19 protein-coding genes and 1 pseudogene are annotated in these 22,735 nt (G+C 66.6%); 7 read left to right on the top strand and 13 right to left on the bottom strand.

Annotation, left to right across the window (positions count from 1 at the left end; translation table 11 throughout):
- The first annotated feature begins 2 nt into the window (after positions 1-2).
- Positions 3-2,351 carry a phosphomannomutase/phosphoglucomutase gene (locus tag ABIA73_RS04970; protein WP_180831796.1) on the top strand — a complete coding sequence of 783 codons (2,349 nt, stop codon included), beginning with the start codon at positions 3-5 and terminating at the stop codon, positions 2,349-2,351.
- Between the two features lie 336 nt (positions 2,352-2,687).
- Here ABIA73_RS04970 and ABIA73_RS04965 read toward each other — a convergent pair whose 3' ends face one another.
- The 8 genes from ABIA73_RS04965 to pyrE all read right to left on the bottom strand — a co-directional run bounded on the left by ABIA73_RS04965 (position 2,688) and on the right by pyrE (position 12,148).
- Complete coding sequence (locus tag ABIA73_RS04965) at positions 2,688-3,401, bottom strand: response regulator transcription factor (protein WP_025879418.1); 714 nt, start codon at positions 3,399-3,401, stop codon at positions 2,688-2,690.
- Positions 3,382-6,042 carry an ATP-binding protein gene (locus ABIA73_RS04960; protein WP_134831886.1) on the bottom strand — a complete coding sequence of 887 codons (2,661 nt, stop codon included), beginning with the start codon at positions 6,040-6,042 and terminating at the stop codon, positions 3,382-3,384. Before ABIA73_RS04960 ends, ABIA73_RS04965 begins: the two co-directional genes overlap by 20 nt.
- Positions 6,043-6,093: 51 nt before the next feature.
- The gene (gene kdpC / locus ABIA73_RS04955) at positions 6,094-6,738 is read right to left on the bottom strand and encodes a potassium-transporting ATPase subunit KdpC (RefSeq protein WP_025879420.1); all 645 of its coding nucleotides are present in this window, start codon (positions 6,736-6,738) and stop codon (positions 6,094-6,096) included.
- Positions 6,735-8,795, bottom strand: coding sequence for a potassium-transporting ATPase subunit KdpB (kdpB, locus tag ABIA73_RS04950; RefSeq protein ID WP_059064134.1), 2,061 nt, complete (start codon positions 8,793-8,795; stop codon positions 6,735-6,737). The genes kdpC and kdpB overlap by 4 nt, the downstream gene beginning before the upstream one ends.
- Positions 8,796-8,804: 9 nt before the next feature.
- Positions 8,805-10,514 (bottom strand): potassium-transporting ATPase subunit KdpA, encoded by a 1,710-nt coding sequence (gene kdpA / locus ABIA73_RS04945; RefSeq protein WP_025879422.1) that lies wholly within the window; start codon positions 10,512-10,514, stop codon positions 8,805-8,807.
- A 12-nt stretch (positions 10,515-10,526) separates the two neighbouring features.
- Positions 10,527-10,619, bottom strand: coding sequence for a potassium-transporting ATPase subunit F (locus ABIA73_RS04940; RefSeq protein ID WP_005407770.1), 93 nt, complete (start codon positions 10,617-10,619; stop codon positions 10,527-10,529).
- A gap of 175 nt (positions 10,620-10,794) precedes the next feature.
- On the bottom strand, positions 10,795-11,469 hold the full coding sequence (locus ABIA73_RS04935) for a hypothetical protein (protein ID WP_025879423.1): 675 nt from the start codon (positions 11,467-11,469) through the stop codon (positions 10,795-10,797).
- 19 nt (positions 11,470-11,488) lie between these two features.
- Positions 11,489-12,148 (bottom strand): orotate phosphoribosyltransferase, encoded by a 660-nt coding sequence (gene pyrE / locus ABIA73_RS04930; RefSeq protein WP_025879424.1) that lies wholly within the window; start codon positions 12,146-12,148, stop codon positions 11,489-11,491.
- A 238-nt stretch (positions 12,149-12,386) separates the two neighbouring features.
- Between pyrE and ABIA73_RS21515 the strand changes: the two are divergent.
- A pseudogene (locus ABIA73_RS21515) lies at positions 12,387-12,500 on the top strand (SOS response-associated peptidase family protein); the annotation flags it as partial.
- A gap of 4 nt (positions 12,501-12,504) precedes the next feature.
- On the opposite strand, the gene ABIA73_RS04925 reads toward ABIA73_RS21515, so the two are convergent.
- Genes ABIA73_RS04925 through ABIA73_RS04915 form a run of 3 tightly spaced genes read right to left on the bottom strand, consistent with a single transcriptional unit; the run spans position 12,505 to position 14,623 of the window.
- Positions 12,505-13,338 (bottom strand): XVIPCD domain-containing protein, encoded by an 834-nt coding sequence (locus tag ABIA73_RS04925; protein WP_256994001.1) that lies wholly within the window; start codon positions 13,336-13,338, stop codon positions 12,505-12,507.
- A 14-nt stretch (positions 13,339-13,352) separates the two neighbouring features.
- Entirely contained in the window at positions 13,353-13,988 is a 636-nt protein-coding gene (locus ABIA73_RS04920) for a Tle-like phospholipase domain-containing protein (RefSeq protein WP_486669441.1), read from the bottom strand.
- Entirely contained in the window at positions 13,985-14,623 is a 639-nt protein-coding gene (locus ABIA73_RS04915; RefSeq protein ID WP_218788459.1) for a hypothetical protein, read from the bottom strand. The genes ABIA73_RS04920 and ABIA73_RS04915 overlap by 4 nt, the downstream gene beginning before the upstream one ends.
- Before the next feature lie 630 nt (positions 14,624-15,253).
- Between ABIA73_RS04915 and ABIA73_RS04910 the strand changes: the two genes are divergently transcribed.
- From ABIA73_RS04910 to ABIA73_RS04895, 4 genes are all read left to right on the top strand, one after another.
- Positions 15,254-15,616, top strand: a complete 363-nt coding sequence (locus ABIA73_RS04910) for a hypothetical protein (RefSeq protein ID WP_025879431.1) — start codon at positions 15,254-15,256, stop codon at positions 15,614-15,616.
- 131 nt (positions 15,617-15,747) lie between these two features.
- Positions 15,748-16,554 (top strand): exodeoxyribonuclease III, encoded by an 807-nt coding sequence (locus ABIA73_RS04905; protein WP_354275504.1) that lies wholly within the window; start codon positions 15,748-15,750, stop codon positions 16,552-16,554.
- On the top strand, positions 16,551-17,855 hold the full coding sequence (locus tag ABIA73_RS04900; RefSeq protein WP_032977021.1) for an AmpG family muropeptide MFS transporter: 1,305 nt from the start codon (positions 16,551-16,553) through the stop codon (positions 17,853-17,855). Before ABIA73_RS04905 ends, ABIA73_RS04900 begins: the two co-directional genes overlap by 4 nt.
- Before the next feature lie 77 nt (positions 17,856-17,932).
- Positions 17,933-18,163, top strand: a complete 231-nt coding sequence (locus ABIA73_RS04895) for a hypothetical protein (protein ID WP_025879428.1) — start codon at positions 17,933-17,935, stop codon at positions 18,161-18,163.
- Between the two features lie 87 nt (positions 18,164-18,250).
- Here ABIA73_RS04895 and ABIA73_RS04890 read toward each other — a convergent pair whose 3' ends face one another.
- Together ABIA73_RS04890 and ABIA73_RS04885 are read right to left on the bottom strand one after the other, a co-directional pair.
- The gene (locus ABIA73_RS04890; RefSeq protein ID WP_080277682.1) at positions 18,251-19,378 is read right to left on the bottom strand and encodes an anhydro-N-acetylmuramic acid kinase; all 1,128 of its coding nucleotides are present in this window, start codon (positions 19,376-19,378) and stop codon (positions 18,251-18,253) included.
- 64 nt (positions 19,379-19,442) lie between these two features.
- Positions 19,443-20,912 (bottom strand): M23 family metallopeptidase, encoded by a 1,470-nt coding sequence (locus ABIA73_RS04885; RefSeq protein ID WP_025879426.1) that lies wholly within the window; start codon positions 20,910-20,912, stop codon positions 19,443-19,445.
- 167 nt (positions 20,913-21,079) lie between these two features.
- On the opposite strand from ABIA73_RS04885, the gene tyrS reads away from it, so the two are divergent.
- On the top strand, positions 21,080-22,288 hold the full coding sequence (gene tyrS / locus ABIA73_RS04880) for a tyrosine--tRNA ligase (protein WP_032977018.1): 1,209 nt from the start codon (positions 21,080-21,082) through the stop codon (positions 22,286-22,288).
- Positions 22,289-22,735 lie beyond the last annotated feature (447 nt).

The raw sequence follows: 22,735 nt of genomic DNA, 5'->3' as shown, positions 1-22,735 counted from the left end.
CGATGAGCGGCATCGGGGAAGCACAGCGGGGAAAGACGTTGGGACGCAGCGCGCCATTGCTGGGCGTGCTGCTGGTACTGCTGGCCGCCTGGTTCGGCTGGAGCGCGGTGCAGCAGTGGCGGCAGGCCGCCAGCGGGGACGCGCTGGAACAGGCGCGCGACCAGGCCGTGCAAGGGCTGCAGCAGGCTGCCTCCGGCCAGTTGCAGCAGCTGCAGCAGCAGTTGAAGGGCGACCGCGTGCAGCAGGCGCTGCAGGCCGGTGATGCCGCCGGCGCCGCGCTGGCGCTGCGGGAAAGCTGGACCGGCGTCGAGCAGGTGGAGGTGCTGGGCGCTGACCTGGCCGCAGGCTATGCCGATGCGGCCACCTTTGGATTCGCCCGCCTGGCCCTGCTGGAATCGGCGCTGGCCGAAGGCAAGGCAACCCTGCGCGTGGTCCGCGATGGCGGCGGCAACCGCCTGGGTCTGGCCGCGCCGGTACAACTGGCCGGTGTCGGGCCGGCGGTGGTGTATGTCCGCCAGCCGCTGCTGCGGTTGACCGCGCCGCTGGATCAGGTGAGCGCCCCCGGCAATGGCTTCCTGGCGCTGCGCCAGGGAGCACACAACATCGTGGTGCAGGGCGATACCGGCCTGTCCGAGAGCGCCGAAGCAATGGCGCGCCCGGTGGCGGGAACGCCGTTGCGGCTGGCCGCCGGGGTGCCCAATGTGGAACCCGGCCCGCTGGGGCTGGGAGCCCTGGCCAGCGCGATTGTCGCCCTGCTGCTGGGCTTCATCGCGGTACTGCTGGTGGTAGGTCGTGGCCGGCTGCCGAAATCACTGCCGCTGCCCAGCCGGCGCAGCGCGGTGGCCGACGCCGATCACGGCCCGACCCTGCGCGAAAGCCTGCAGATGGTCCCGCCAACTGTGCCCGGCGAGACGGTGGCCGAGGCTGCGCCACCTCCGCCGCCACCGGTTCCGGCCGACGAGCTGGCTGCAGGCATCTTCCGCGCCTACGACATCCGCGGCGTCGTGGGCAGCCAGCTGACGGCGCGCACCGCCGCGCTGATCGGCCAGGCCATCGGCACCGTCGCCCTTGAGCAGGGCCTGCGCGAGGTGGTGATCGGTCGCGATGGGCGCTTGTCCGGTCCCGAACTGTCGGCCGGTCTTGCCGAAGGCCTGCGGCGCGCCGGCTGTGCGGTCATCGATATCGGCCTGGCGCCGACCCCGGTGGTGTATTTCGCCGCCTTCCATCTGCGCACCGGTACCTGTGTAGCGGTCACCGGCAGCCACAATCCGCCGGACTACAACGGTTTCAAGATCGTCATCGGTGGTGAGACCCTGTCCGGCGATGCGATCACCGACCTTTACCAGCGCATTGTCGAAGGCCGTCTGGTGCAGGCTGCGGAGCCAGGTGATTACCAGCAGCGCGAGGTCGCCGCCGATTACATCCAGCGTATTGCCGATGACGTGCAGCTGGACCGACCACTGAAAGTGGTGGCCGACGCGGGCAACGGCGTGGCCGGTGCCTTCGCCCCGCAGCTGCTGGAAGCGATCGGCGCAGAAGTCATCCCGTTGTACTGCGATGTCGACGGCACCTTCCCCAACCATCACCCCGATCCCAGCGAGCCGGCCAACCTGGAAGACCTGGTGCAGACGGTCAAGCGCTTTGGCGCCGACCTCGGCGTGGCGTTCGATGGTGATGGCGATCGCCTTGGCGTGGTCACCAGTGAAGGCAAGATCATCTACGCCGACCGTCTGCTGATGCTGTTCGCCGCCGACGTGCTGATGCGCAACCCGGGCGCGATGGTGATCTACGACGTGAAGTGCACCGGCAGGTTGTCCGATCACGTGCTGCGCAACGGCGGCAGCCCGTTGATGTGGAAGACCGGGCACTCGCTGATGAAGGCGAAGATGCGCGAGACCGACGCCGAACTGGCGGGCGAGATGAGCGGCCACTTCTTCTTCAAGGAACGCTGGTTCGGCTTTGACGATGGCCTGTACGCCGCTGCACGCCTGCTGGAGATCCTCGCCCAGCGCGAGGAAACGCCGGACGAAGTGCTGGCCGAACTGCCGGAAATGGTGGCGACGCCGGAGCTGAAGGTGCCGGTGGCCGAGGGCACCCCGCATGCGTTGGTGGCGATGCTGGTGGCCGCTGCGCAGTCGCCGGACAACCCGTATGTCGGCGGCCGCCTGTCGACCATCGACGGCCTGCGGGTGGACTTCGCCGACGGCTGGGGCCTGGTTCGCGCCTCCAACACCACGCCGGTGCTGGTGCTGCGTTTCGAAGGCAACGACGAAGCAGCACTGGAGCGTATCCAGGCGCTGTTCCGCAGCCAGCTGCAGCCGGTGCTGGGCGACACCCCGCTGGGGTTCTGAGGTGAGGCCGGGCTGCGCCCGGCACCCGCGGTAGTGCCGGCCGCTGGCCGGCAACCTCAACAGCAACAGCGGGCACTCCGTGGGTTGGTGGAGCGGTGTCGGAGTGCGGGGACGCCGCAAGTACGTCCTTGTAGGCTTGGCAGCCGCATCCATGCGGCTGACACCCCGCACTCCGACACCGCCCCACCTCTGACAATTTCCCGGTGCTGTTGGTGGGTGTCGACCTTGGTCGACACAGTAGATCCACGCCAAGCGTGGATGCTCTTCGATGGATGTCCATCCACGCATGGCGTGGATCTACTTGGCTGGTGGGTGCCGACCGTGGGTCGGCACGCCTCACCCCTTGAACCGCAACCCCACGCCCGGTTCGGTGAACAGGTAGCGCGAATCCAGCGCCGAGTCGCCCAGCTTGTGCCGCAGCTTGCCGACCAGGATGCGCAGGTAGTGGGTGTCGTGCTGGTGGGTGGGTCCCCAGATTTCCTGCAGGATCTGTGGCTGGGTAACCACCCGCCCGGCATTGCGCAGCAGCAGCGACAGCAATGCGTACTCCTTGCGGGTCAATGCCACCAGTTCGCCATCGATCGCCACTTCACGGCGCACCAGGTCCACGTGCAGGTGGCCATCGTCGAACACCGGCGGCGTGCCATCGGTCGGCACGCTGCGTGTGCGCAGCAGCGCCCGCACCCGCGCCATCAGTTCCTGGGTGCCGAAGGGCTTGGTCACATAGTCGTTGGCGCCGTTGTCCAGTGCACGCACTTTCTCGGTTTCGCCGGCACGCACGGTCAGCATGATCACCGGCACCTGGCTCCATTGCCGCAGCTGCTCCAGTACCTCGTGGCCTTCCATGTCCGGCAGGCCGATGTCCAGGATCACCAGGTCCATGTCCTCGCTGGCAGCCATCTGCAGGCCTTCCTGGCCGGTCGCGGCCTGGCGCACCTGGTAGCCCTGCGCGCGCAGGCTGATGTCCAGGAACCGGCGGATCTGGGTTTCATCGTCGATCACCAGCACGCGCGGGGCCGGCGCGCTGGCATCAGTCGGGGTCGGACTCATCGTGGGAGGCTGGCTTGAGCAGGGGCAGGGTGATGCGGATCAGGGTACCGCGACCGTCGCGCCCGGGCAGCGCCTGCACGCTGCCGCCGTGTGCGCCGATCATCCCCTGGCAGATGGTCAGGCCCAGGCCAGTGCCGTGGCGGCCGCGGTCGCCGCGTTCGACGCTGTAGAACATGTCGAAGATGCGCGCGCGCTCGTCGTCGGGAATGCCGGGGCCGGCATCGATCACGTCGATGCGCAGCTGACCGTCCAGTTCGCGCGCCAGCACCTGCACGGCGGCATCGGCTGGCGAGAACTTGGCAGCGTTCTCCATCACGTTGAACACCGCCTGTTCCACCAGTGCCGGATGCACCCATATCGGTGCCAGCGTTGCCGGAATATCCAGCTCCAGCCGCACCTTCGGCTGGTAGCGCTGCAGGCGGCGGGCGGCCGAACCGATCAGCTCGTCCACGCCTATCCAGTCGCGGTTGATCTTCAGGCCCTCGTGGCCCAACCGGGTCATGTCCAGCAGGTTCTGGATGTAGCGGTCCAGGCGCTCGCCTTCGACCAGGATGGTGTCCAGCAACGCGCGGCGGTCGGCCAGATCCATCGCCGCACCGTAGCTGGCCAGGCTGTCGGCCGAGCCGATCATCGCTGCCAGCGGCGAACGCAGGTCGTGCGACACCGAGGAAAGCAGGGCAGAGCGCAGCCGCTCGGTCTCGTTGCTCACATGCGCCTGTTCCAGCTCGGCCACCAGGCGCGTGCGCAACGCGGCCTGGGCGATGTCGTCGACCATCGCTTCGGCCAGCTGGCGCTGTTCGGGCAGCAGCCGCGCCTGCGCACCCGGCAGGTACAGGCCGGCCACGCCGATCGCGCGGTCTTCGCCGTCCAGCAGCGGCAGGAACCACCATTGCGCGCCGGCCAGGGTATCGGTGAAGCGGCCACTGGGCTGGCCATGGCGCAGGGCCCAGTCGGCCGCCGCCAGATCGGTATCACCGGGCAGGCTGCGGCCACCGGCGGCGGTATCGGCGCCGATCCGCAGCCAGGCCGGTACGTCCATGGCCTGTTCCAGCGCATGCCGGCCGGCCTGTGCCACTTCACCATTGCCGGCCGCGCTGGCCAGCTGCCGGCCCAGCTGCTGGCGTGCGCGTGCATGGCGGTTGGCCGCGCGCAATGCGATCACCTGCATGCGCAGGCGCGACGCCAGGCGTCCGGCCACCAGCGCCGCCGCCAGGAACAGGAACACGGTGATCACGCCCTGCCGCGCGCCGATGGCGAAGGTGAAGCGCGGCGCGATGAACAGGAAGTTGTAAGCGAGAAAACACAGGATCGCCGCCATCACCGCGACACTGGCGCGGGTTCGTGCGGCCACCAGCACCACCGCCACGATGAATACCATCGACAGATCGGCCATGCCCACCCAGCGTTCGACCAGCCACGCCACCGCGCAGGCAAGGGCGGTGGCGATCAGGGCCTGCAACGGCTCGTGGCTGACCCCGCGCATCGGTGGCAGCAGCCCCTCTCGACGGGAACGCGCACGCGCCTGCGGCGTGCTGATGATGGTGATCTCGTAGTGCGCGCCGCGCTGGATCAGCTGCTGGGTCAGGGTGCGGTTGAACATCCGCGCCAGCGGCCGTTCGCGGGTACGGCCCAGCACCAGCGTCGATACGCCGTTGTGCGCGGCGTGGTCGAGCAATGCATCGGCGATGCTTGAACCATGCAGCAGCTCGGCTTCGCCGCCGAGGCGGCGGGCCAACGCGAACGCAGCATCGATCTCGCGCCGGGTCGCTTCGTCCTGCCGGCGCCCCTGCACCGTCACCACCGTCCACGGTGCATCGCGGCGTTCGGCGATGCGCCGTGCCACCCGCACCAGGTATTCGCTCTGGCCACCGCCGTCGATCGCCACCAGCACGCCACGCCGCAACGGCAGATTGCTCTCGCCGCGCGCGGCGCGTGCTTCGCGCAGGCTGCTGTCGACACGGTCGGCGGCCTCCTGCATCGCCAGCTCGCGCAATGCGGTCAGGTTGGCCGGCGAGAAGAACGCCTGCAGGGCCTGCGCGGCCTGCTCGGGCACGTACACCTTGCCCTGCTGCAGGCGCGCGATCAGTTCGCGTGGCGGCAGGTCGACCAGCACGATGTCATGCAGGCGGTCGAGCACGCCATCGGGCACGGTCTCGCTGACACGCACGCCGGTGATGCGCATCACCACATCGTTGAGGCTTTCCAGATGCTGGATGTTGACCGTGGTCCAGACGTCGATGCCGGCGTCCAGCAGTTCCATCACGTCCTGCCAGCGCCGTTCGTGGCGGCTGCCCGGCGCATTGCGATGGGCCAGCTCGTCCACCAGCACCAGCGCTGGTTTTCTCGCCAGCACGGCGTCCAGGTCCATCTCCTGCAGGTCGTGGCCATGGTAGGCCACGTCCTTCAGCGGCAGCCGTGGCAGGCCTTCCAGCAGGGCCTGGGTATCGGCACGGCCGTGGGTCTCCACCAGCCCGACCACCAGGTCCACGCCACGGCGCAGCTGTTCCTGCGCGCGGGTCAGCATGGCGTAGGTCTTGCCGACGCCGGGCGCAGCGCCCAGGAACACGGTGAGCTTGCCACCGGCTTCGCGTTGCAGTCCTTCCACCAGGGCGTTGGCCTGGCGGGTCCGCAGATCAGTCATGGGAGCCGCTGTCATGGCCGCCATTGTGCGCGCAGCGGGTGCAGCCCTGCATCACGGCGCGCGTGCCGCGTGGTCCAGTGCGAAGTTCAGCGTCACCACGTTCACTCGTGGCTGGCCGAATACGCCCCATTGCCGGCCCTGCGTGTTGGCCTTCACCAGTGCCTGCACCTGCTCGACGGGCAGGCCACGCGCACGCGCCACCCGGGCAACCTGCAGCTGCGCTGCCGCCGGCGACAACTGCGGATCCAGGCCGCCGCCGGACTGGGTGACCAGATCGGCAGGCACCTGCGCGGGCGTTACGCCTTCGCGCGCGGCCACTGCTGCGGTGCTCGCCGCCACACGCTCGGCCAGCGCCGGGTTGCTGCGGGCCAGGTTGGAGCCGGCCGCCGCCATCGGGTCGTAGTTGGCGGCCGACGGTCGCGCCTGGAAGTAGCCATCGCCGGTGAACGGCTGCGACAGCCATGCCGACGCACGCACCTGGCCGCTGCCATCGCGCAGCAGGCTGCCTTCGGCCTGCGCCGGGAAGGACAGGCCGGCAAAACCGGTGGCGATGCCGGCGTAGACCGCACCGGCCAGCAGCAGGGTGGCCACGCCCAGGCCGATGGCCGGGCGCCAGCTGGCGCCATCCTGCAGCGTGGCCACGCGCGCCTCGCGCTTCAGCTCGCGGGAAAGGGAAGGGGAGTCAGAACGGTTCATGCGCCGAATACCAGGACAAGAAGGAGGTCGATCAACTTGATCGCCGCGAACGGCAGCAGCACGCCACCCAGGCCGTACACCAGCATGTTCCGGCGCAGCAGCGCCGTTGCGGTGGCCGGGCGGAAGCGCACACCGCGCAACGCCAGCGGGATCAGGGCGGGAATCACCAGGGCATTGAAGATCAGCGCCGCCAGCACCGCGTTGCGCGGGCTCGACAGCTGCATCACGTTCAGCGCGGCCATCGCAGGCACGGTGGCGGCAAACAACGCCGGCAGGATCGCGAAGTACTTGGACACATCGTTGGCCAGCGAGAACGTGGTCAGCGCGCCGCGGGTGATCAGCTGCTGCTTGCCCACTTCCACCACCGCCAGCAGCTTGGCCGGATCCGAATCCAGATCGACCATGTTGCCGGCTTCCTTGGCCGCCTGCGTGCCCGAATTCATCGCCAGGCCGATGTCGGCCTGTGCCAGCGCCGGCGCATCGTTGGTACCGTCGCCGACCATCGCCACCAGGCGGCCACCGGCCTGCTCGGCACGGATACGGGCCAGCTTGTCCTCGGGCCGTGCCTCGGCGATGTAGTCATCCACACCGGCTTCGGCGGCGATCGCAGCAGCCGTCAGCGGGTTGTCACCGGTGATCATCACCGTGCGGATGCCCATCGCCCGCAGCTGTGCGAACTTCTCGCGCATGCCGTGCTTGACCACGTCCGACAGCTCGATCACGCCCAGCACATGGCGACCCTCGGCCACCACCAGCGGCGTGGCACCGTTGCGCGCGACCTGGTCCACGCGCCCGGCCAGTTCGGCCGGTACGGTGCCGCCGAGCGCCTGCACATGGGCACGGATCGCATCGGCAGCGCCCTTGCGGATCTGCCGGCCGTGCATCAGGTCGACACCGGACATGCGGGTCTGCGCACTGAAGGCCAGGTAGTCGGCCTGGTCCGGCTCGGCGGTGGTGCAGCCCTGTTCGCGGGCCAGGCGCACGATCGACTTGCCTTCCGGGGTCGGGTCGGCCAGTGATGACAGCAGCGCCGCCTCACGCAGCTGGTCGGCGTCGATTCCGGCCAGTGCGTGGAAGTGGCTGGCCTGGCGGTCGCCGTAGGTGATGGTGCCGGTCTTGTCGAGCAGCAGCACGTCGACGTCACCGGCCACTTCCACCGCCTTGCCCGACTTGGCCAGCACGTTGGCGGCCAGCGCGCGGTTCATGCCGGCGATGCCGATGGCCGGCAGCAGGCCACCGATGGTGGTCGGGATCAGGCACACCAGCAGCGCGATCAGCAGCAGCGGATCCACCTTGACGCCCACCGACGCACCGATCGCCGGCAGCGTCGCCACCACCACCAGGAAGGTCAGCGTCATCGCCGCCAGCAGCAGGGTCAGCGCGATTTCATTCGGGGTCTTCTGACGGTTGGCGCCTTCCACCAGCGCGATCATGCGGTCCAGGAAGCTGTGTCCCGGCTCGGCAGTGATGCGTACGACGATCTGGTCGGACAGCACCTTGGTGCCGCCGATCACGCCGGAGCGATCAGTACCCGCCTCGCGCAGCACCGGTGCCGACTCGCCGGTCACCGCCGCTTCGTTGATGGTGGCCAGGCCCTGCACGATCTCGCCGTCGGCCGGCACCAGCTCGCCGGCACTGACGATCACATGATCACCGGGGCGCAGTTCCGCGGCGGGCACCTGGGTCTCGCTGGCACCGGCCTGCGCCGACGCCAGACGACGCGCCACCAGGTCCTGGCGGGCGCGGCGCAGCGAGGCGGCCTGGCCACGGCCACGTGCTTCGGCCACGGCCTCGGCGAAATTGCCGAACAGCACGGTGACCAGCAGGATCGCGGTCACCGCCAGGCCGAAGCCCAGTGGTGCACTGCCGGTCAGGGTGATGATCGCGGCGACGATCGTGCCGGCCATCACCACCGCCATCACCGGGCTGCGCACCAGATGCATCGGCGACAGCTTGCGTACGGCCTCGATGAGCGCCCGGCGCAGGCCGGCGGCATCGAGCAGGGCCGGGCGGGAAGCCACGGAAGAGGAACGGTTTGCGGTTGCGTGACTACTCATGGGGTGTCCTCAGTGCAGTCCCAGGCTCAGGTGGTCGGCGATCGGGCCGAGTACCAGGGCCGGCATGAACTGCAGCACGGTCAGGATGACGATCACCGAGACCAGGGTCAGGGCGAACGTCGGGGTTTCGATCTGCAGGCTGCCGGCCGATTCAGGGGCCTGCCGCTTGGCGGCCAGCTGTGCGGCCACCACCAGCGGGATGATCAGCAGCGGGAAGCGGCCCAGCAGCAGCACCAGCGAGCAGCTCAGGTTCCACCAGGGCGTGGCGTCACCCAGTCCCTCGAAGCCCGAGCCGTTGTTGGCGTAGGCCGAGACGTACTCGTAGAACACCTGGCTGATGCCATGGAAGCCGGGATTGGAGGTGCCCGCCAGACCCGGCACGGCCAGCGTGATCGCGGTGAACAGCAGCAGGGTGATCGGCTGCAGCAGCACCAGCAGTGCCAGCAGGCGCACCTGCGGCGTTTCCAGCTTGCGGCCGAACAGTTCCGGTGTACGGCCGGTCATCAGCCCGGCCAGGAACACACCCAGCAGCAGGTACACGATGAACTGCTGCAGGCCGCAGCCGATGCCGCCCCAGATCGCGCTGACCAGCATGTTGACCATCGCCAGGCCGCCAGACAGCGGGCTCAGCGAATCATGCATGCCGTTGACCGAACCGTTGGAGACCTGGGTGGTCACCGCCGCCCACAGCGCGGTGCCATCGGCGCCGAAGCGTACTTCCTTGCCTTCCATCAGCAGCGGCGTGGCCGCGCTGGCGCTATGGCCCTCGCTCCACACCATCGCACCGGTGGACAGCAGCGACATGCCGAGCATGCAGCTGAACACCAGCGCGCCGAAACGACGGCGCCCGGTGAACGCGCCGATCATGAAGATCACCGCCATCGGCACCAGCAGGATGCCGATCACCTCCAGCATGTTCGACACCGGGGTCGGGTTCTCCAGCGGGAAGCTGCTGTTCGGGCCATACCAGCCGCCGCCGTTGGCGCCCAGCTGTTTGGCCGCGACCATCGCCGCAACCGGGCCCAGCGGCAGCTTCTGCTGCGCCATGCCGGCACTGGCATCGATCGGCGTGGCCTGCGGGCCACCGGCCATCGTGGAGGGCACGCCCTGGCTGGTCAGCAGCAGCGTCCATACCAGGCACAGCGGCAGCAGGAAGCGCACGCACAGGCGCACGACGTCGGCGTAGTAATTGCCCACCGCCACCTGGCGGTCATCGCCCGCGGCGGGCGCGGTGACCGACTTCGGCGCGCGCGAGAACAATGCACGCAACGTGGCCACGGCCAGCGCCAGGCCCATCATCGGCGTCACCACCTGCAGACCGGTGATACCGGTCATCTGCGAGAAGTAGGACAGCTGGGCCTGGCCGGAATAGTGCTGCTGGTTGGTGTTGGTCAGGAACGAGATCATCGTGTGCAGCGCCGTGTCCCAGCGCATGTTCGGGATCTGGTCCGGATTCAACGGCAACCACGCCTGGGTCATGAACACGGCCTGGGTCAGCACCGCGATCACCACGTTGCTGAGCACGAATGCCAGCACGTAGCCCCGCCAGGACATCGAACGTGAAGGATCAACGCCGAGCACCTTGTACAGCGGCTTTTCGATCCAGTGGAACAGCACGTCGACCTTCATCGGCGTGCCGCGCATCACCCGGGCGAGGTACAGGCCCAGGGGCCAGGCCAGCACCAGGCTGGCGGCAAGAATGGCAAGAATTTCAGTCATGGCAGGCTCCGCTCAGAACGACTCGGGCCGCAGCACGACATAAAGAAGATAGGCGGCGGCAACCAGTACCAGCACGCCACACAGCAACGACAGCCAGGGGGACATGGAATTTGAGACCTGGTGGAACCCCTCCACCTCAGGCCGTCATCGTCGTCCCCGCCCCCATAAACGCACTACGCGCCGGACAGGGCCGACGCGTAAAGAGTGCATAAATTTCAGGGTCCAGGCCGTAACCCGGCAAGCGGTAGCGCCGGGCCATGCCGGGCGAGCAGCGCGCCGCTCAACCCGCCGGGGTCTGTGCCGGCACGTCCACCGGCGCCAATCCCTTCAGCTGCCGATAGCGCTGCAGGCTGCTTTCGATTTCGACCTTCAATGCCTGCTGCTGCTGTTCGAAACTGGCCAGCAGCCGTTGCTGCGACTGCAGCTGCGCATGGCGCTGGCCGATCGCCTGGGCCTGCTTGTCGGCCACCTTGCCGCCGGCCAGTTCGCGGTCGCCGGCGGCAGCAAGCAGGGCCACCAGCGATTCGCGCAGGCTGGCCACGTTGTACTGGGCGGTCTTGAGGTTGTTGTCGAGCACCTCCTGGCGCTCGGCGAACACGCGTCGCAGCGCATTCTCATCACCGTAGGTGGTCAGCATCGCCTGTTCGGTACGCTGCCGGGTCTGCTCGGCCATCTGGTCCAGCTGGACCTGCGCCGCCGCCGTGCTGGCGGCAGCGCGTTCCTCATCGCTCAGCGCGCGCTGCACCTGCGCGTTGCGCAGGCCGCTGTTGGCGCTGAACTCATCGCGGGCGTGGTTGACCGCATCGGCCGGCAGCGCGTCGCTGCAGATCCGCTCCTTGCCCTCGTTCCAGCAGTACAGCTTCTTGTCTGCGGCCTTGCCGCTGGACTGTGCCAGCAGCGTCTGCGGCATCACCAGCAGCAGGCTGGCAGCAACGATGGCAGGAACTCGGAACATGCGACCTTCCCCCTGGTGGTCAGCGCGTGGAACGGACGCCGTACTGGGCGCGATAGGCCTCCAGCGGCTGCCGGTAGCCTACAAGTTCCGGATTTCCGGACGCGAAATCAAGCAGGTCGGCCAGCGTCGCCACGGCGATCACCGGGATGCCGGCTTCTTCGGCCACGGCCTGTGCGGCGGAGCGATGGTCGCTGTCCGAGGCGATCTCCTGGCGGTCCAGGGCGACCACGATGCCGGCCGGAATACCGCCCGCAGCGCGGATGATCGCCAGCGCCTCGCGGATGGCGGTGCCGGCGGTGATTACGTCGTCGACGATCAGCACGCGCTTGCCGGTCATGTCGGCGCCGATCAACTGGCCGCCTTCACCATGGTCCTTCACTTCCTTGCGGTTGAACGACAGCGGCAGGTCGCGGCCACGCTGGGCCAGCTCGCAGGCCATTGCGGTGGCCAGCGGAATGCCCTTGTAGGCCGGGCCGAACACCACGTCGTACTTGATCCCGGTGGCGTCGATGGCGTCGGAATAGCACGCCCCCAGCTGCGACAGCAGGGAACCGGAGTCGAAACGGCCGGCGTTGAAGAAATAGGGGCTCAGCCGGCCGGACTTGAGGGTGAACTGGCCGAAGCGCAGGGCGTCGGCGGTCAGGGCCAGCTGCAGGAAACGGTGACGGTGGTCGCTCATCAAAACTCGATTCATCTTCATTTGGAGCGCAAATCCTAATCCAGCTGGGCTTTCTGCGCTCGTCCGGCCCCTTCACGCAGGTATCCGCAGCTGCCCCCGCGGGCTGCTCAGCCCGGCAGGCAACGTTATTCTTGCCGGCCTCGGGCACGAAAGCACCCTTGTCGCTGGATTGGGCGCGGGCTGACTTCTGCCGTATCCATCACGCTGCCACAACGCGGCCTGCGGCCAGAGTGCGGCCATGTGCTATTCCGCCCAAATCGAAGCCGCCTACCAGAAGCTGGTCCGCATGACGGGCGCCACCGTGTCGCTGCAGGAGTTCGCCGCGCTCTATGCCCACGATCCGGGCAGGCGCTGGGCTAGCTCATGCGCATCGCGGCTCGCGTCTGCTCCTGGGCGTGGTCCTGCTGGGCGACCTGCTGTGCCTGTGAAATCTGCTCGACCTTGGCGAGCGACTGCTCCACGGGTGTGTTGACGGCCTCGCTGATCGCAACCGACGCCCGCAGGTGTGCCGGATTGTCGAGCTCGCCTTGCACGACGAACATGCGCTGGCCTGAGCTGTTGGCAGGTGGGTTGCCCAACACGACGTGATCTACGCGTTCCAGCCCGCTGCTCTTGGCCGTTGCCAGCAGGCTGGCCGTTATTCGCTCACTGGTTTCATCGAAGTCACGCCCATGCTTGGCATCCAAGGCGGATACACCATCGCGAATCTGCCGGTAGAGCGCACGTTCCAAGTGGCCTTCCTTCCTGGGATCCAGGCCTGCCTTGTCCAAGGTTGATTCGATGCTTTCTTGCAACGGGCTCGTGGGAGAGAAGCCTGGATTGGTCAGAGAGGGCGAGCCCTTGTCGGTTGCATCCGGGACCAGCTGCCCGCCGGGCTTGAGCGCATTGTGGGCGCGCTGCTCCGCTTCAGCTTCTTGGCGAGCGTATGCACCGGCTTCCTCGGTGCCGCGCAGGTAATTGACCCCGTCGCGCAGCAGTCCAGGTCCGCCGCCGACAAGCACGGTCGCTCCCACACGCAGCTGATGAATATCACCGCGATAGTCGGCAATCCGGCGCAGGTCTTCAGGGTCTGTGACCCGGGCTCTGGGGTCGTCCAGTACAGACTGCACCGGCCCCTTGTCGGTCATCCGATCAAGGAAATGAACCATTCGATGGGAATCCCCCAACTGGACCGCCACAGCGGCGGACATGAGGTGGCCGCTTTTCAGCCCAGGTGCTCCGAGGGACGCGATGCGTTGGCCTGCTCGGCGGTGCGCAGAACCTCCAGTTCCTTGGGGAGCGCGTACATCTCAACCTTGCCGTAATGCGGGCCGCCCGCACTGACCAGGTCGCCTGCCATGACATGGTTGGTGAACGGCGCCGCATTGGCTGGCTGGCCTTCGGGAAGGCGATAGGCCAACCCGGCAGCGCCGTACGGATTGAACGCGTCGCCGGGGAGGTTGTAGTGGTGCGCGGTGATCTGTGCGAGCGCGCCGCCCAGCGAATGCCCGGTGACGTGCACTGGCCCATACCCATTTTCCTCAGCCAGTTTGGTTGCCTGCTTGGTGAGCGCAAGGGCATCGCCGAGCTGTGAGTTGATTCTGGCGGTGACCATCGCAGCGTCGACGCCGCCATCAAGCAGTGCCTGGCGATCGAACTCGGTGCCGCGATGGGCGACGATAATCTCCTTGGTCCTGACATTCAGGGACACAACGCCTTGATAGCCACTGGCTGCGTCACGTCTCGCTAGCACTTCGTAGTCTTCACCATCTGCGCGCAGCGATTCCTTATCACCTGGCGCTAGATGTGATGGTGGGGAGTAGGCTGCATTGGTCAGGGCTGCGGTGGCTTGAGGCCTCACGGGGCGATTCCTTTCGAATGGGACGATATCTCTATGGGGAAGTACTTCCGTTTCTCGATATCAGCCAATTTAGCGTAGCTATACTGGGACTGCGTCCGTACCCAGGCAGGCGTCGCACTCTTTGACTGCGTGGTCATTTCCCTATCAGCGTACGAAATCGACGTAAGTAGTTCTTTCAGTTCGAGATGGTTGACGGAAACCGATATGTAGCCTTCGCGTCCGTCAGCGATGACTGGAAATGACGCTCGAATGATGCTGGGTTTCCATTCACACGGCCCGCGCCCGTAATAGTCAGCAACCGCCATGCCATCCTCGAACACGGTGCTACTGAACTCGGTTGCACTGACGCGTCGTACCGGAAACTCCACTGACTGCCGTTGGGGAGCGTATTGCACACCCTCGTAGTTGTTGATCGGTGGGAGGCAGAGCGGATCTATCTCATACGAGACGAAAACTTTGGGGATAGCGAGCTCCACCGGGGCATCGCGGACGCGAATCACAATCGGCAGCGCATCCTTGGGAGCGGGGTTTTCGCGGTAAACAGGGTATGAGCGTTCCTTGTGGCAGCCTGGAATGGCTAGTGTGATCAAGGCGATCAGTGCCGCATGACGAAGGGCCGGCAGAGATTTCAGCATGAACGGTCCATGTCGCGGATTGAGGAACTACGGGGGCATGCCTGTACAGGGGTACTACGGAGCATGGTTCTCGGCGCGTGACACTGCCGACAGGATTGCCCTGATCGTTGATCAGCTGAACAAGGGGTATGGCCGAGGAAGACGGCGCCATGCAGGGCATTTCGGGGGAAATACGACAGCCTCCGCGCTGCCGGCTGCCCGATCCCATAGCCTCCATCCTTGCGGCCCAGCGATATGGGGCCTTGCGAGACGGTGTTCATCATCGCTCCATTGCTCTTCGTCATCAGACTATACGGTCCGTTTCTTCAGTGTTCCACGGGTCTCGGCGACGCCAGCCTGACCGTCCCTCCAGGATTGAGTGGCGCCCCGGCAAGACGATTCAGGCAAATTGACGATTTCGTCAAATCGCCGATGCAGGCCTTAACAAGTTCGTTGCCGTCGTCGGCTTGGATGGGTAATAGACGGGTTCCCGGGCTGGCAACGGCGAGTCAAGCCCTTCTTCTCCGGCAGCCTCTATGAATTCGCGGGTTTGCGGTAGGCACTCCGTCTATTGCCTACCGGCCGCCGCGTCTCAGGCAGTGCGATAGTACTGCGGCAGGATCCAGGTCCATTCACAGCACTGGCGGCCCCATGAGAATCCCCATTGTTCGCACCCCGCGCTCGGTGTCCTCGATTGCAGAGGACTTGATGGATCATGGGATTGTCGTGGTTGACACGATGAGGTCGCATGCCCAGCGCTTGGCCCAGGAGCTGCGGGACGAGCTCGGGATCGAGCGGGTGGATTCCGAGCGCGAGGACGCCGAGCTCCTGCTGCACCTGTCCTGCGACGTGGAGCCCGTGAACGATTACGGCTGGGTCGACTACTACGTCCATTGCGGGACGTCCCCGGTTGATGCCATGGACGCGAAGGAACTGGTGCGCACTGCCGTCCGTCAGTGGGGCAAGGCAGGGAAGCCCGATTACTTCGTCGCCCAACTGCCCGCCCATCGGTAGCATTGGGCCACGGCGGGAAGTAGTCTTGCCCACGCAATTGTGTTGGTACGCCGCGCCTGAAATAGTTGGTATCGGTGTTGGTACGGCAGGCGTTAATTCTTTTAAGTCTTCATTAAAAACAACGGGTTACTGTGACTTTTCGCATCATCAGCTTCAACGCCAATGGCATCCGCTCGGCCGCCACCAAGGGCTTCCTCGACTGGTTCCGTGGCCAGGACGCCGACGTCCTCTGCATCCAGGAGACCAAGGCCCAGGAAGACCAGCTGACCGACCCGATGTTCCGCCCGGACGGCCACCATTGCTTCTACCGCGATGCCATCACCAAGAAGGGCTACAGCGGCGTGGCGATCTACAGCAAGCGCGAACCGGACCAGGTCATCACCTCGCTGGGCTGGGCCCCGTTCGACGACGAAGGCCGCTACATCGAGGCCCGCTTCGGCAACCTCAGCGTGGTCTCCTTCTATATCCCGTCAGGCAGTTCGGGCGACCTGCGCCAGGGCTTCAAGTTCGAAGTGATGGAGTGGCTGCGGCCGATCCTCGAGGAATGGGCGCGCAGTGGCCGCGACTACGTGCTGTGTGGCGACTGGAACATCGTCCGCTCGGCGCTGGACATCAAGAACTGGAAGTCCAACCAGAAGAACTCCGGCTGCCTGCCCGAGGAACGCGACTGGCTCAATGCCCTGTGTGCCGACCATGGCCAGGCCACCGATGTGGGCGCAGGTCGCGGCTGGGCCGATGCCTACCGCCTGCTCAACCCGACCGGCGAGGACTACACCTGGTGGAGCAACCGTGGCGCCGCCCGCGCCAACAACGTTGGTTGGCGCATCGACTACCAGTTCATCACCCCGGGCCTGCGTGACCACCTGCGCAGCTGCTCGATCTACCGCGACCAGCGCTTCTCCGACCACGCGCCGTTCATCGTGGACTACGACCTGTGACCGAGGCTGCCAAGCCTGCCGGTTACAAGGGCTGGGCCGGCATCAAGCGTGCGTTCGGTACGCCCTCGGCGCTGACCATGGCCCTGCTGGGCTTCGGTAGTGGCCTGCCGTTCCTGCTGATCGCCTCGCAGACCCTGTCCACCCGTCTGCGCGATGTCGGCCTCGATCTGGGCAGCATCGGCCTGATCAGCCTGGCCAGCTTCTTCTACCTGCTCAAGTTCGTCTGGGCACCCCTGCTGGATCGCTACGCGTTTCCGTTGCTGGGGTTCCTCGGTCGCCGCCGCTCGTGGCTGCTGGTCTCGCAGATCCTGGTACTGGTGGGCCTGGTGGCACTGGCGTTCGTGCGACCAGAGCAGGGCGTGTGGCCGCTGGTGGCCTGGGTACTGGTGGCATCGTTTGCAGGTGCCACCCAGGATTCAGTGGTCGACGCCTACCGCATCGAGATCGCGCCGCAGACCGCGCAGGCCGCGTTGGCCGCCACGTACACGCTGGGCTATCGCATCGGCCTGATCCTGGCCGGTGCCGGCGCCTTGTACCTGGCACAGTTCGAAGGCTGGATCATTGCCTATCTGGCCATGGCCGCACTGATGATCCTGCCGATCATCACCACCCTGTTCTGCCGCGAACCGGAGCGCCCGGCCAACGCCGTGCAGCGCCGCATCGACATTGCCGAAGCGTTCGTACAGCCGATCACCAGCTTCTTCACCCGCAACGGCATGGCACTGGCGCTGGCGCTGCTGGCGTTCGTCGGGTTCTTCAAGTTTCCTGACCAGGTCATCGGCGTGATGGCCGGACCCTTCTATCTCGATTCGGGCTTCGACAAGGCAGACATCGCTACGGTCTCCAAGCTGTTCGGCGTGTGGATGGGTATTGGTGGGGCGTTCCTTGGCGGTATCGCCGTCGCCGCCTTCGGTTTCCGCCGGATGCTGCTTGTCGCGGCGCTGGGTGTGGCCCTGTCGAATCTGGCCTTCCTGCTGATGGCGCACAATCCGGGGCAGTTGTGGGCGTTCTACGCCGCGCTCAGCGCCGACAACCTGTTCCAGGGCTTTGCCGGCACGGTGCTGGTGGCTTTCATGTCTTCGCTGACCGATCGCAACTTCACCGCAACCCAGTATGCCCTGCTGGTATCGCTGGCCAACCTGCCGGGCAAGTTCGTCGGCGGCGTTTCCGGTTACATCGTGGAGGCCACCTCGTACAGCACCTTCTTCATGCTCAGCGCCGTCACGGTGGTGCCCACCATGCTGCTGCTGGCCTGGCTGTGGCCACGCATCGTTGATCGTGGGCCGTCCCCCGCCGCCTGATTGCCTGTCCGCGCCTACTGCGGGATGATCGCCCCGACGCGCCGAGGGGGCGGTGCCTTGCGAACGGGGAAGTGAGCATGGCCGACGTAGTGCTGCGGGACCTGGACCCGCTGCTGCTGGAACGCATCAAACGGGTCTCGGTGGCCCGGGGCTGGACCCACGAACAGACCTGCGCGGTCCTGCTGGAGCAGGGCCTGTTCAGCAGTGAACTGGAGGTCCGCTCCGGCTTCGGCGATCCCGAAGTCGACGCGCTTTCCGACGCGATCGCCGCACTGCAGGCGCTGCCGGCCGGCCAGGGCTTCGATTGATCTGATGTCGGGTCGCCGGGCATGGCCCGGCGCTACCGCGCGCCGCCGACGGGTAGCGCCGGGCCATGCCCGGCGGATGGCGTCACCTCACGCCGGATGAATCGCCCCGAGAATCCGCGGCCCCGTCGCCCCGGTCACGCTCGGCAGGTTGCCCGGCAGCCCGTCCATCGTCCGCTGCGCCAGCCAGGCAAACCCCATCGCCTCCACATACTCCGGGTCCAGCCCGTGCAGCGCCGTGGACTCCACCACCACGCCCGGCAACCGCGCCGCCAGCCGCCGCATCAACTGCGTATTGCGCACGCCACCGCCGCACACCAGCACCCGCCGGGTGTGCGGCTGCTGGGCCAGCAGCGCATCAACCACCGTCGCCGCGGTCAGCTCCAGCAGTGTTGCCTGCACATCGGCTGCGGCGAACTGGCCTTCCTCCATGTGTGCTTCGGCCCACGGCAGGTGGAACTGCTCGCGTCCGGTGCTCTTGGGCGGCGGCAGCGCGAACCACGGGTCCGCGCGCCAGCCGGCCAGCAGGCTGTCATCCACCGCACCGCTGGCTGCGTAGGCGCCGTCAGCATCGAAGCTGCGCCCGGTATGGCGTTGGCACCAGGCATCCATCAGCGCGTTGGCCGGGCCGGTATCGAAGCCACGCACGACGCCCTCGCGGGGAATCAGGGTCAGGTTGGCGATCCCGCCCAGGTTCAGCACCGCACGGTCCTCATCGGCCGCACCCAGCATGTCCAGGTGGAAAGCCGGCATCAGCGGCGCGCCATGGCCACCGGCGGCAACGTCACGGCGGCGGAAATCGCACACGGTGGTGATGCCGGTCAGCTCGGCGATGCGGTTGCCGTCACCCAGCTGCACGGTGAAGGCCGGGTCGGCCAACGGTCGATGGCGCACCGTCTGCCCGTGCGAGCCGATGGCTCGTACCTGCGAACGGTCGACACCGGCTTCTTCCAGCAGCTGGTTGGCGGCGGCGGCGAAGCTGATCGCAATCCGCGCGTCCAGTTCGCCCAGCTCCTCCAGCGACTGCAGCGGGCCGCCTTCGCCGAGGGCCACCAGCCGCGCCCGCAGCACCGGCTCCCAGCGGGCGGTCAGCCCGTGCACGAAGCGGCACCCTCCATCGGCCGGGAACTGCACCAGCGCGGCATCGATGCCGTCAGCGCTGGTGCCCGACATCAGGCCCAGGTAGAGGGGAAGGGACGGATCGGCAGTGGTGTTCATGGCGGGCATAAAAAAAGGACACGGCAAGCTTGTGCTGCCGTGTCCTCCTTCGTCAACGCAGGGCTCAGCCGCGCTTGCGGCCTGCCGGCGCCTTGTCCTTGGCGCTGGCCACCTCGGTGCTCGCGCTTTCGGCGGCCGGCGCGGGGCTGGCGTCGGCGTAGATCAGCTTCTCCATGCCCTGGATGCGGGCCATCGCCGGCGCGGTCTGCGCCCGGAAGGCCACCAGCTCGGCGCCCTTCAGCGGCTCCGGCGGCGGCATGGTCACCGTCAGCGGGTTGCGGTGCTCGCCATTGACGCGGAATTCGTAGTGCAGGTGCGGGCCGGTCGCCAGGCCGGTCGAGCCGACGTAGCCGATCACCGTGCCCTGGGCCACGCGCTGGCCATTCTTGATCCCGGCAAAGCGCGACATATGGCCGTACAGGGTGGTGTGGCCACGGCCGTGGTCGAGGATCACCACGTTGCCATAACCGCGCTGCACGCCGACGAACTGCACCCGCGCATCGCCGGCGGCCATGATCGGGGTACCGGTGCGCGCGGCGTAGTCCACGCCCTTGTGCATGCGCATCTTGCCCAGCACCGGGTGCTTGCGCGCGCCGAAGGTCGAACTCAGCCGTGCGAACGGGATCGGCATGCGGATGAAGCTCTTCTTCAGCGAACGGCCGCTGATGTCGTAGTACTCGGACTTGCCGTTGCGGTCGAAGCGGAAGCCGGAATAGGTCTTGCCGCCGGTGGTGAAGGTCGCCGCCAGGATCTTGCTGGTATCGACCTTCTCGCCCTCGCGCCAGGTCTCATCCATCACCACGCTGAAGCGGTCGCCCGGCTGCAGGTCCTTGGAGAAGTCGATGTCGTACTTGAAGATGTCGTCGGTCATCGTCGCGATTGCCGACGGTGACAGTCCGGCGCGGCGCGCGGCCGCATACAGCGAACTGGTGATCTCGCCGCTGGTGACCACCGTGCGCGTGGATGTCTCGCGCTTGGTCACCGTTTCCTTGATGTCATCGCCGCTCAGGCTCAGTTCGACCCGGTTGTCGGCATCGCGGTCGAAGCGGATGCTGCGCAGGTCACCGGACAGCGGCATGTCGAAGGCGATCTCGGCACCCGGGCGCAGCTTGGTCAGCGATTCGCGCGCACCCGGATGGTCCAGCACCCGGTGCAGGGTGGTGGCGGAGATGCCGGCCTTGTCGAACAGGTCGCTCAGGGTCTGCCCGCGCTGCACCCGCAGCACCTGCCAGCTGTCGCCGGGGATCTGCTGCTGGCGGGCCATTGCCAACGGCGGCAACGGCAGTGCCAGGCTGGTGTGGCTGTCGGCGTAGGGCGCATCGATGGTGTGCGAGAAGCCCGGCACGATCGTGGCCACCAGCGCGCCAATGGTCACAAACAGGCTGGCGTGCATCCAATGACGCCGCGTCCAGCGCTCATTGAACGCAGCGGGAAGGTGTTGCCTCAGCTTCCGGTGCAGGGCGTTGTCGTGCAGGACGTGGAGTCGTTCCTGGAAGCGCTGCTTGCGAGCGCGGCCTTGATCGGAATTGAGCATCAGATGTCGGTCTCTGGCTGACCCGGGAACGCGGGCCCAAACGCCGGTAACATAGACACCTAACAAATTCGCGTCAAACCCTTGTGCCTATTGGCTTTTGTGAAGCCGATCGGGTTAACTTCGCTTTAACACCCCACATAAGAAACGGCGTTGCCGGGAGTAGTCACGTGTCCTCGATTGAAGAAGCCCTTGCCCTGATCGGCCGCGGTGCCGACGAGATCCTCAAGCTCGAGGATCTGCGCGCGCGCCTGCAGGAAGGCCGCCCGCTGCGCATCAAGGCCGGCTTCGACCCCACCGCGCCTGACCTGCACCTGGGCCACACGGTGCTGCTGAACAAGATGCGTCAGTTCCAGGACCTCGGCCACCAGGTCATTTTCCTGATCGGCGACTTCACCGGCATGATCGGCGACCCCTCGGGCAAGAGCCTGACCCGCAAGCCGCTCAGCCGTGACGACGTGCTGGCCAACGCCCGTACCTACGAGGAGCAGGTGTTCAAGGTGCTGGACCGCAGCCGCACCGAGGTCCGCTTCAATTCGGAGTGGTTCGGCAAGATGAGCGCGGCCGACATGATCCGCCTGGCCGGCCAGCACACCGTGGCACGCATGCTCGAGCGCGACGACTTCGCCAAGCGCTATGCCGCCCAGCAGTCCATCGCCATCCACGAATTCCTGTACCCGCTGGTGCAGGGCTACGACTCGGTGGCCCTGGAAGCGGACGTCGAGCTGGGCGGTACCGACCAGAAGTTCAACCTGCTGATGGGCCGTGGCCTGCAGGAACACCACGGCCAGAAGCCGCAGGTGGTGCTGACCATGCCGCTGCTGGAAGGCCTGGACGGCGTCAACAAGATGTCCAAGTCGCTGGGCAACTACATCGGCATCAGCGAGCCGGCCATCGACATCGTCACCAAGACCATGAAGGTCGATGATGCCCTGATGTGGCGTTGGATCGAGCTGCTGTCCTTCGATATCAGCCAGGCCGAAGCGGCCTCCCTGCGCGAGCAGATCGCCGCCGGCCTGAATCCGCGCGTGGTCAAGCTGCGCCTGGCCCGTGAACTGGCTACCCGGTTCCACGATGCCGCAGCGGCCGAGCAGGCGATTGCCGGGTGGGAAGCTGCCGTTACCGGGCAGGGCGACATCACCCAGCTGCCGCTGCAGGATGTGGCCATCCCGGCCGAGGGCCTGCGCATCGCGGCCCTGCTGACCGCCGCCGGCCTGACCCCGAGCAACTCCGAGGCCAACCGCAAGCTCAAGGAGCGTGCGGTGAAGGTGGACGGTGAAGTGGTGGAAGACGGCCAACAGGTACTGCAGCCCGGCTTCGAGGGGCTGCTGCAGGTCGGCAAGCGCACCTTCGCCCGCGTGCGCCTGGTCGCTGCCTGACCGGAGGCAGGGGCCGGCGCAGCCGGCCCCTGCTTCTGCTCCTGCAGAGCGGCGCTGACGCTCTGCCGCTGTTCGCGGGGCCTGTGGCGGCGCCTTTGCATGAACGGATGCAACATCCGATGAAAAAAGTTGCCACACCCCCTTCACAAAGGCCGCGAATAGGGACATACTTTCCCTCCCCCGTCGCAGGGGTCGCCAACAAGGGGCTTCAGCGACACAAGGGACGCCACCACCGACGAACGAGATGATCGAACGAAAGGTGTTGACGGACTCGAAAAGTCCGGCATAATAGGCGGCTCGCTACGAAGGAAACTTCGCAGCACACGGGAACGGCGCTGAGGCCACTTCCCAAGATCTTTGAAAGTATGCGCAGGTATCTTGTGAAGGCGCCTGCAGGAAGGATGATTGTCCATCTTGCAGACGTTTGATCAAGCAACTATTAATTGT

Origin of the sequence: Stenotrophomonas sp. 2694 (assembly GCF_040548715.1) — a bacterium.
GTDB lineage: Bacteria > Pseudomonadota > Gammaproteobacteria > Xanthomonadales > Xanthomonadaceae > Stenotrophomonas > Stenotrophomonas indicatrix.
Note: the sequence above shows the minus strand (reverse complement) of the source record. Positions and strands in the feature narration are given on the sequence as shown.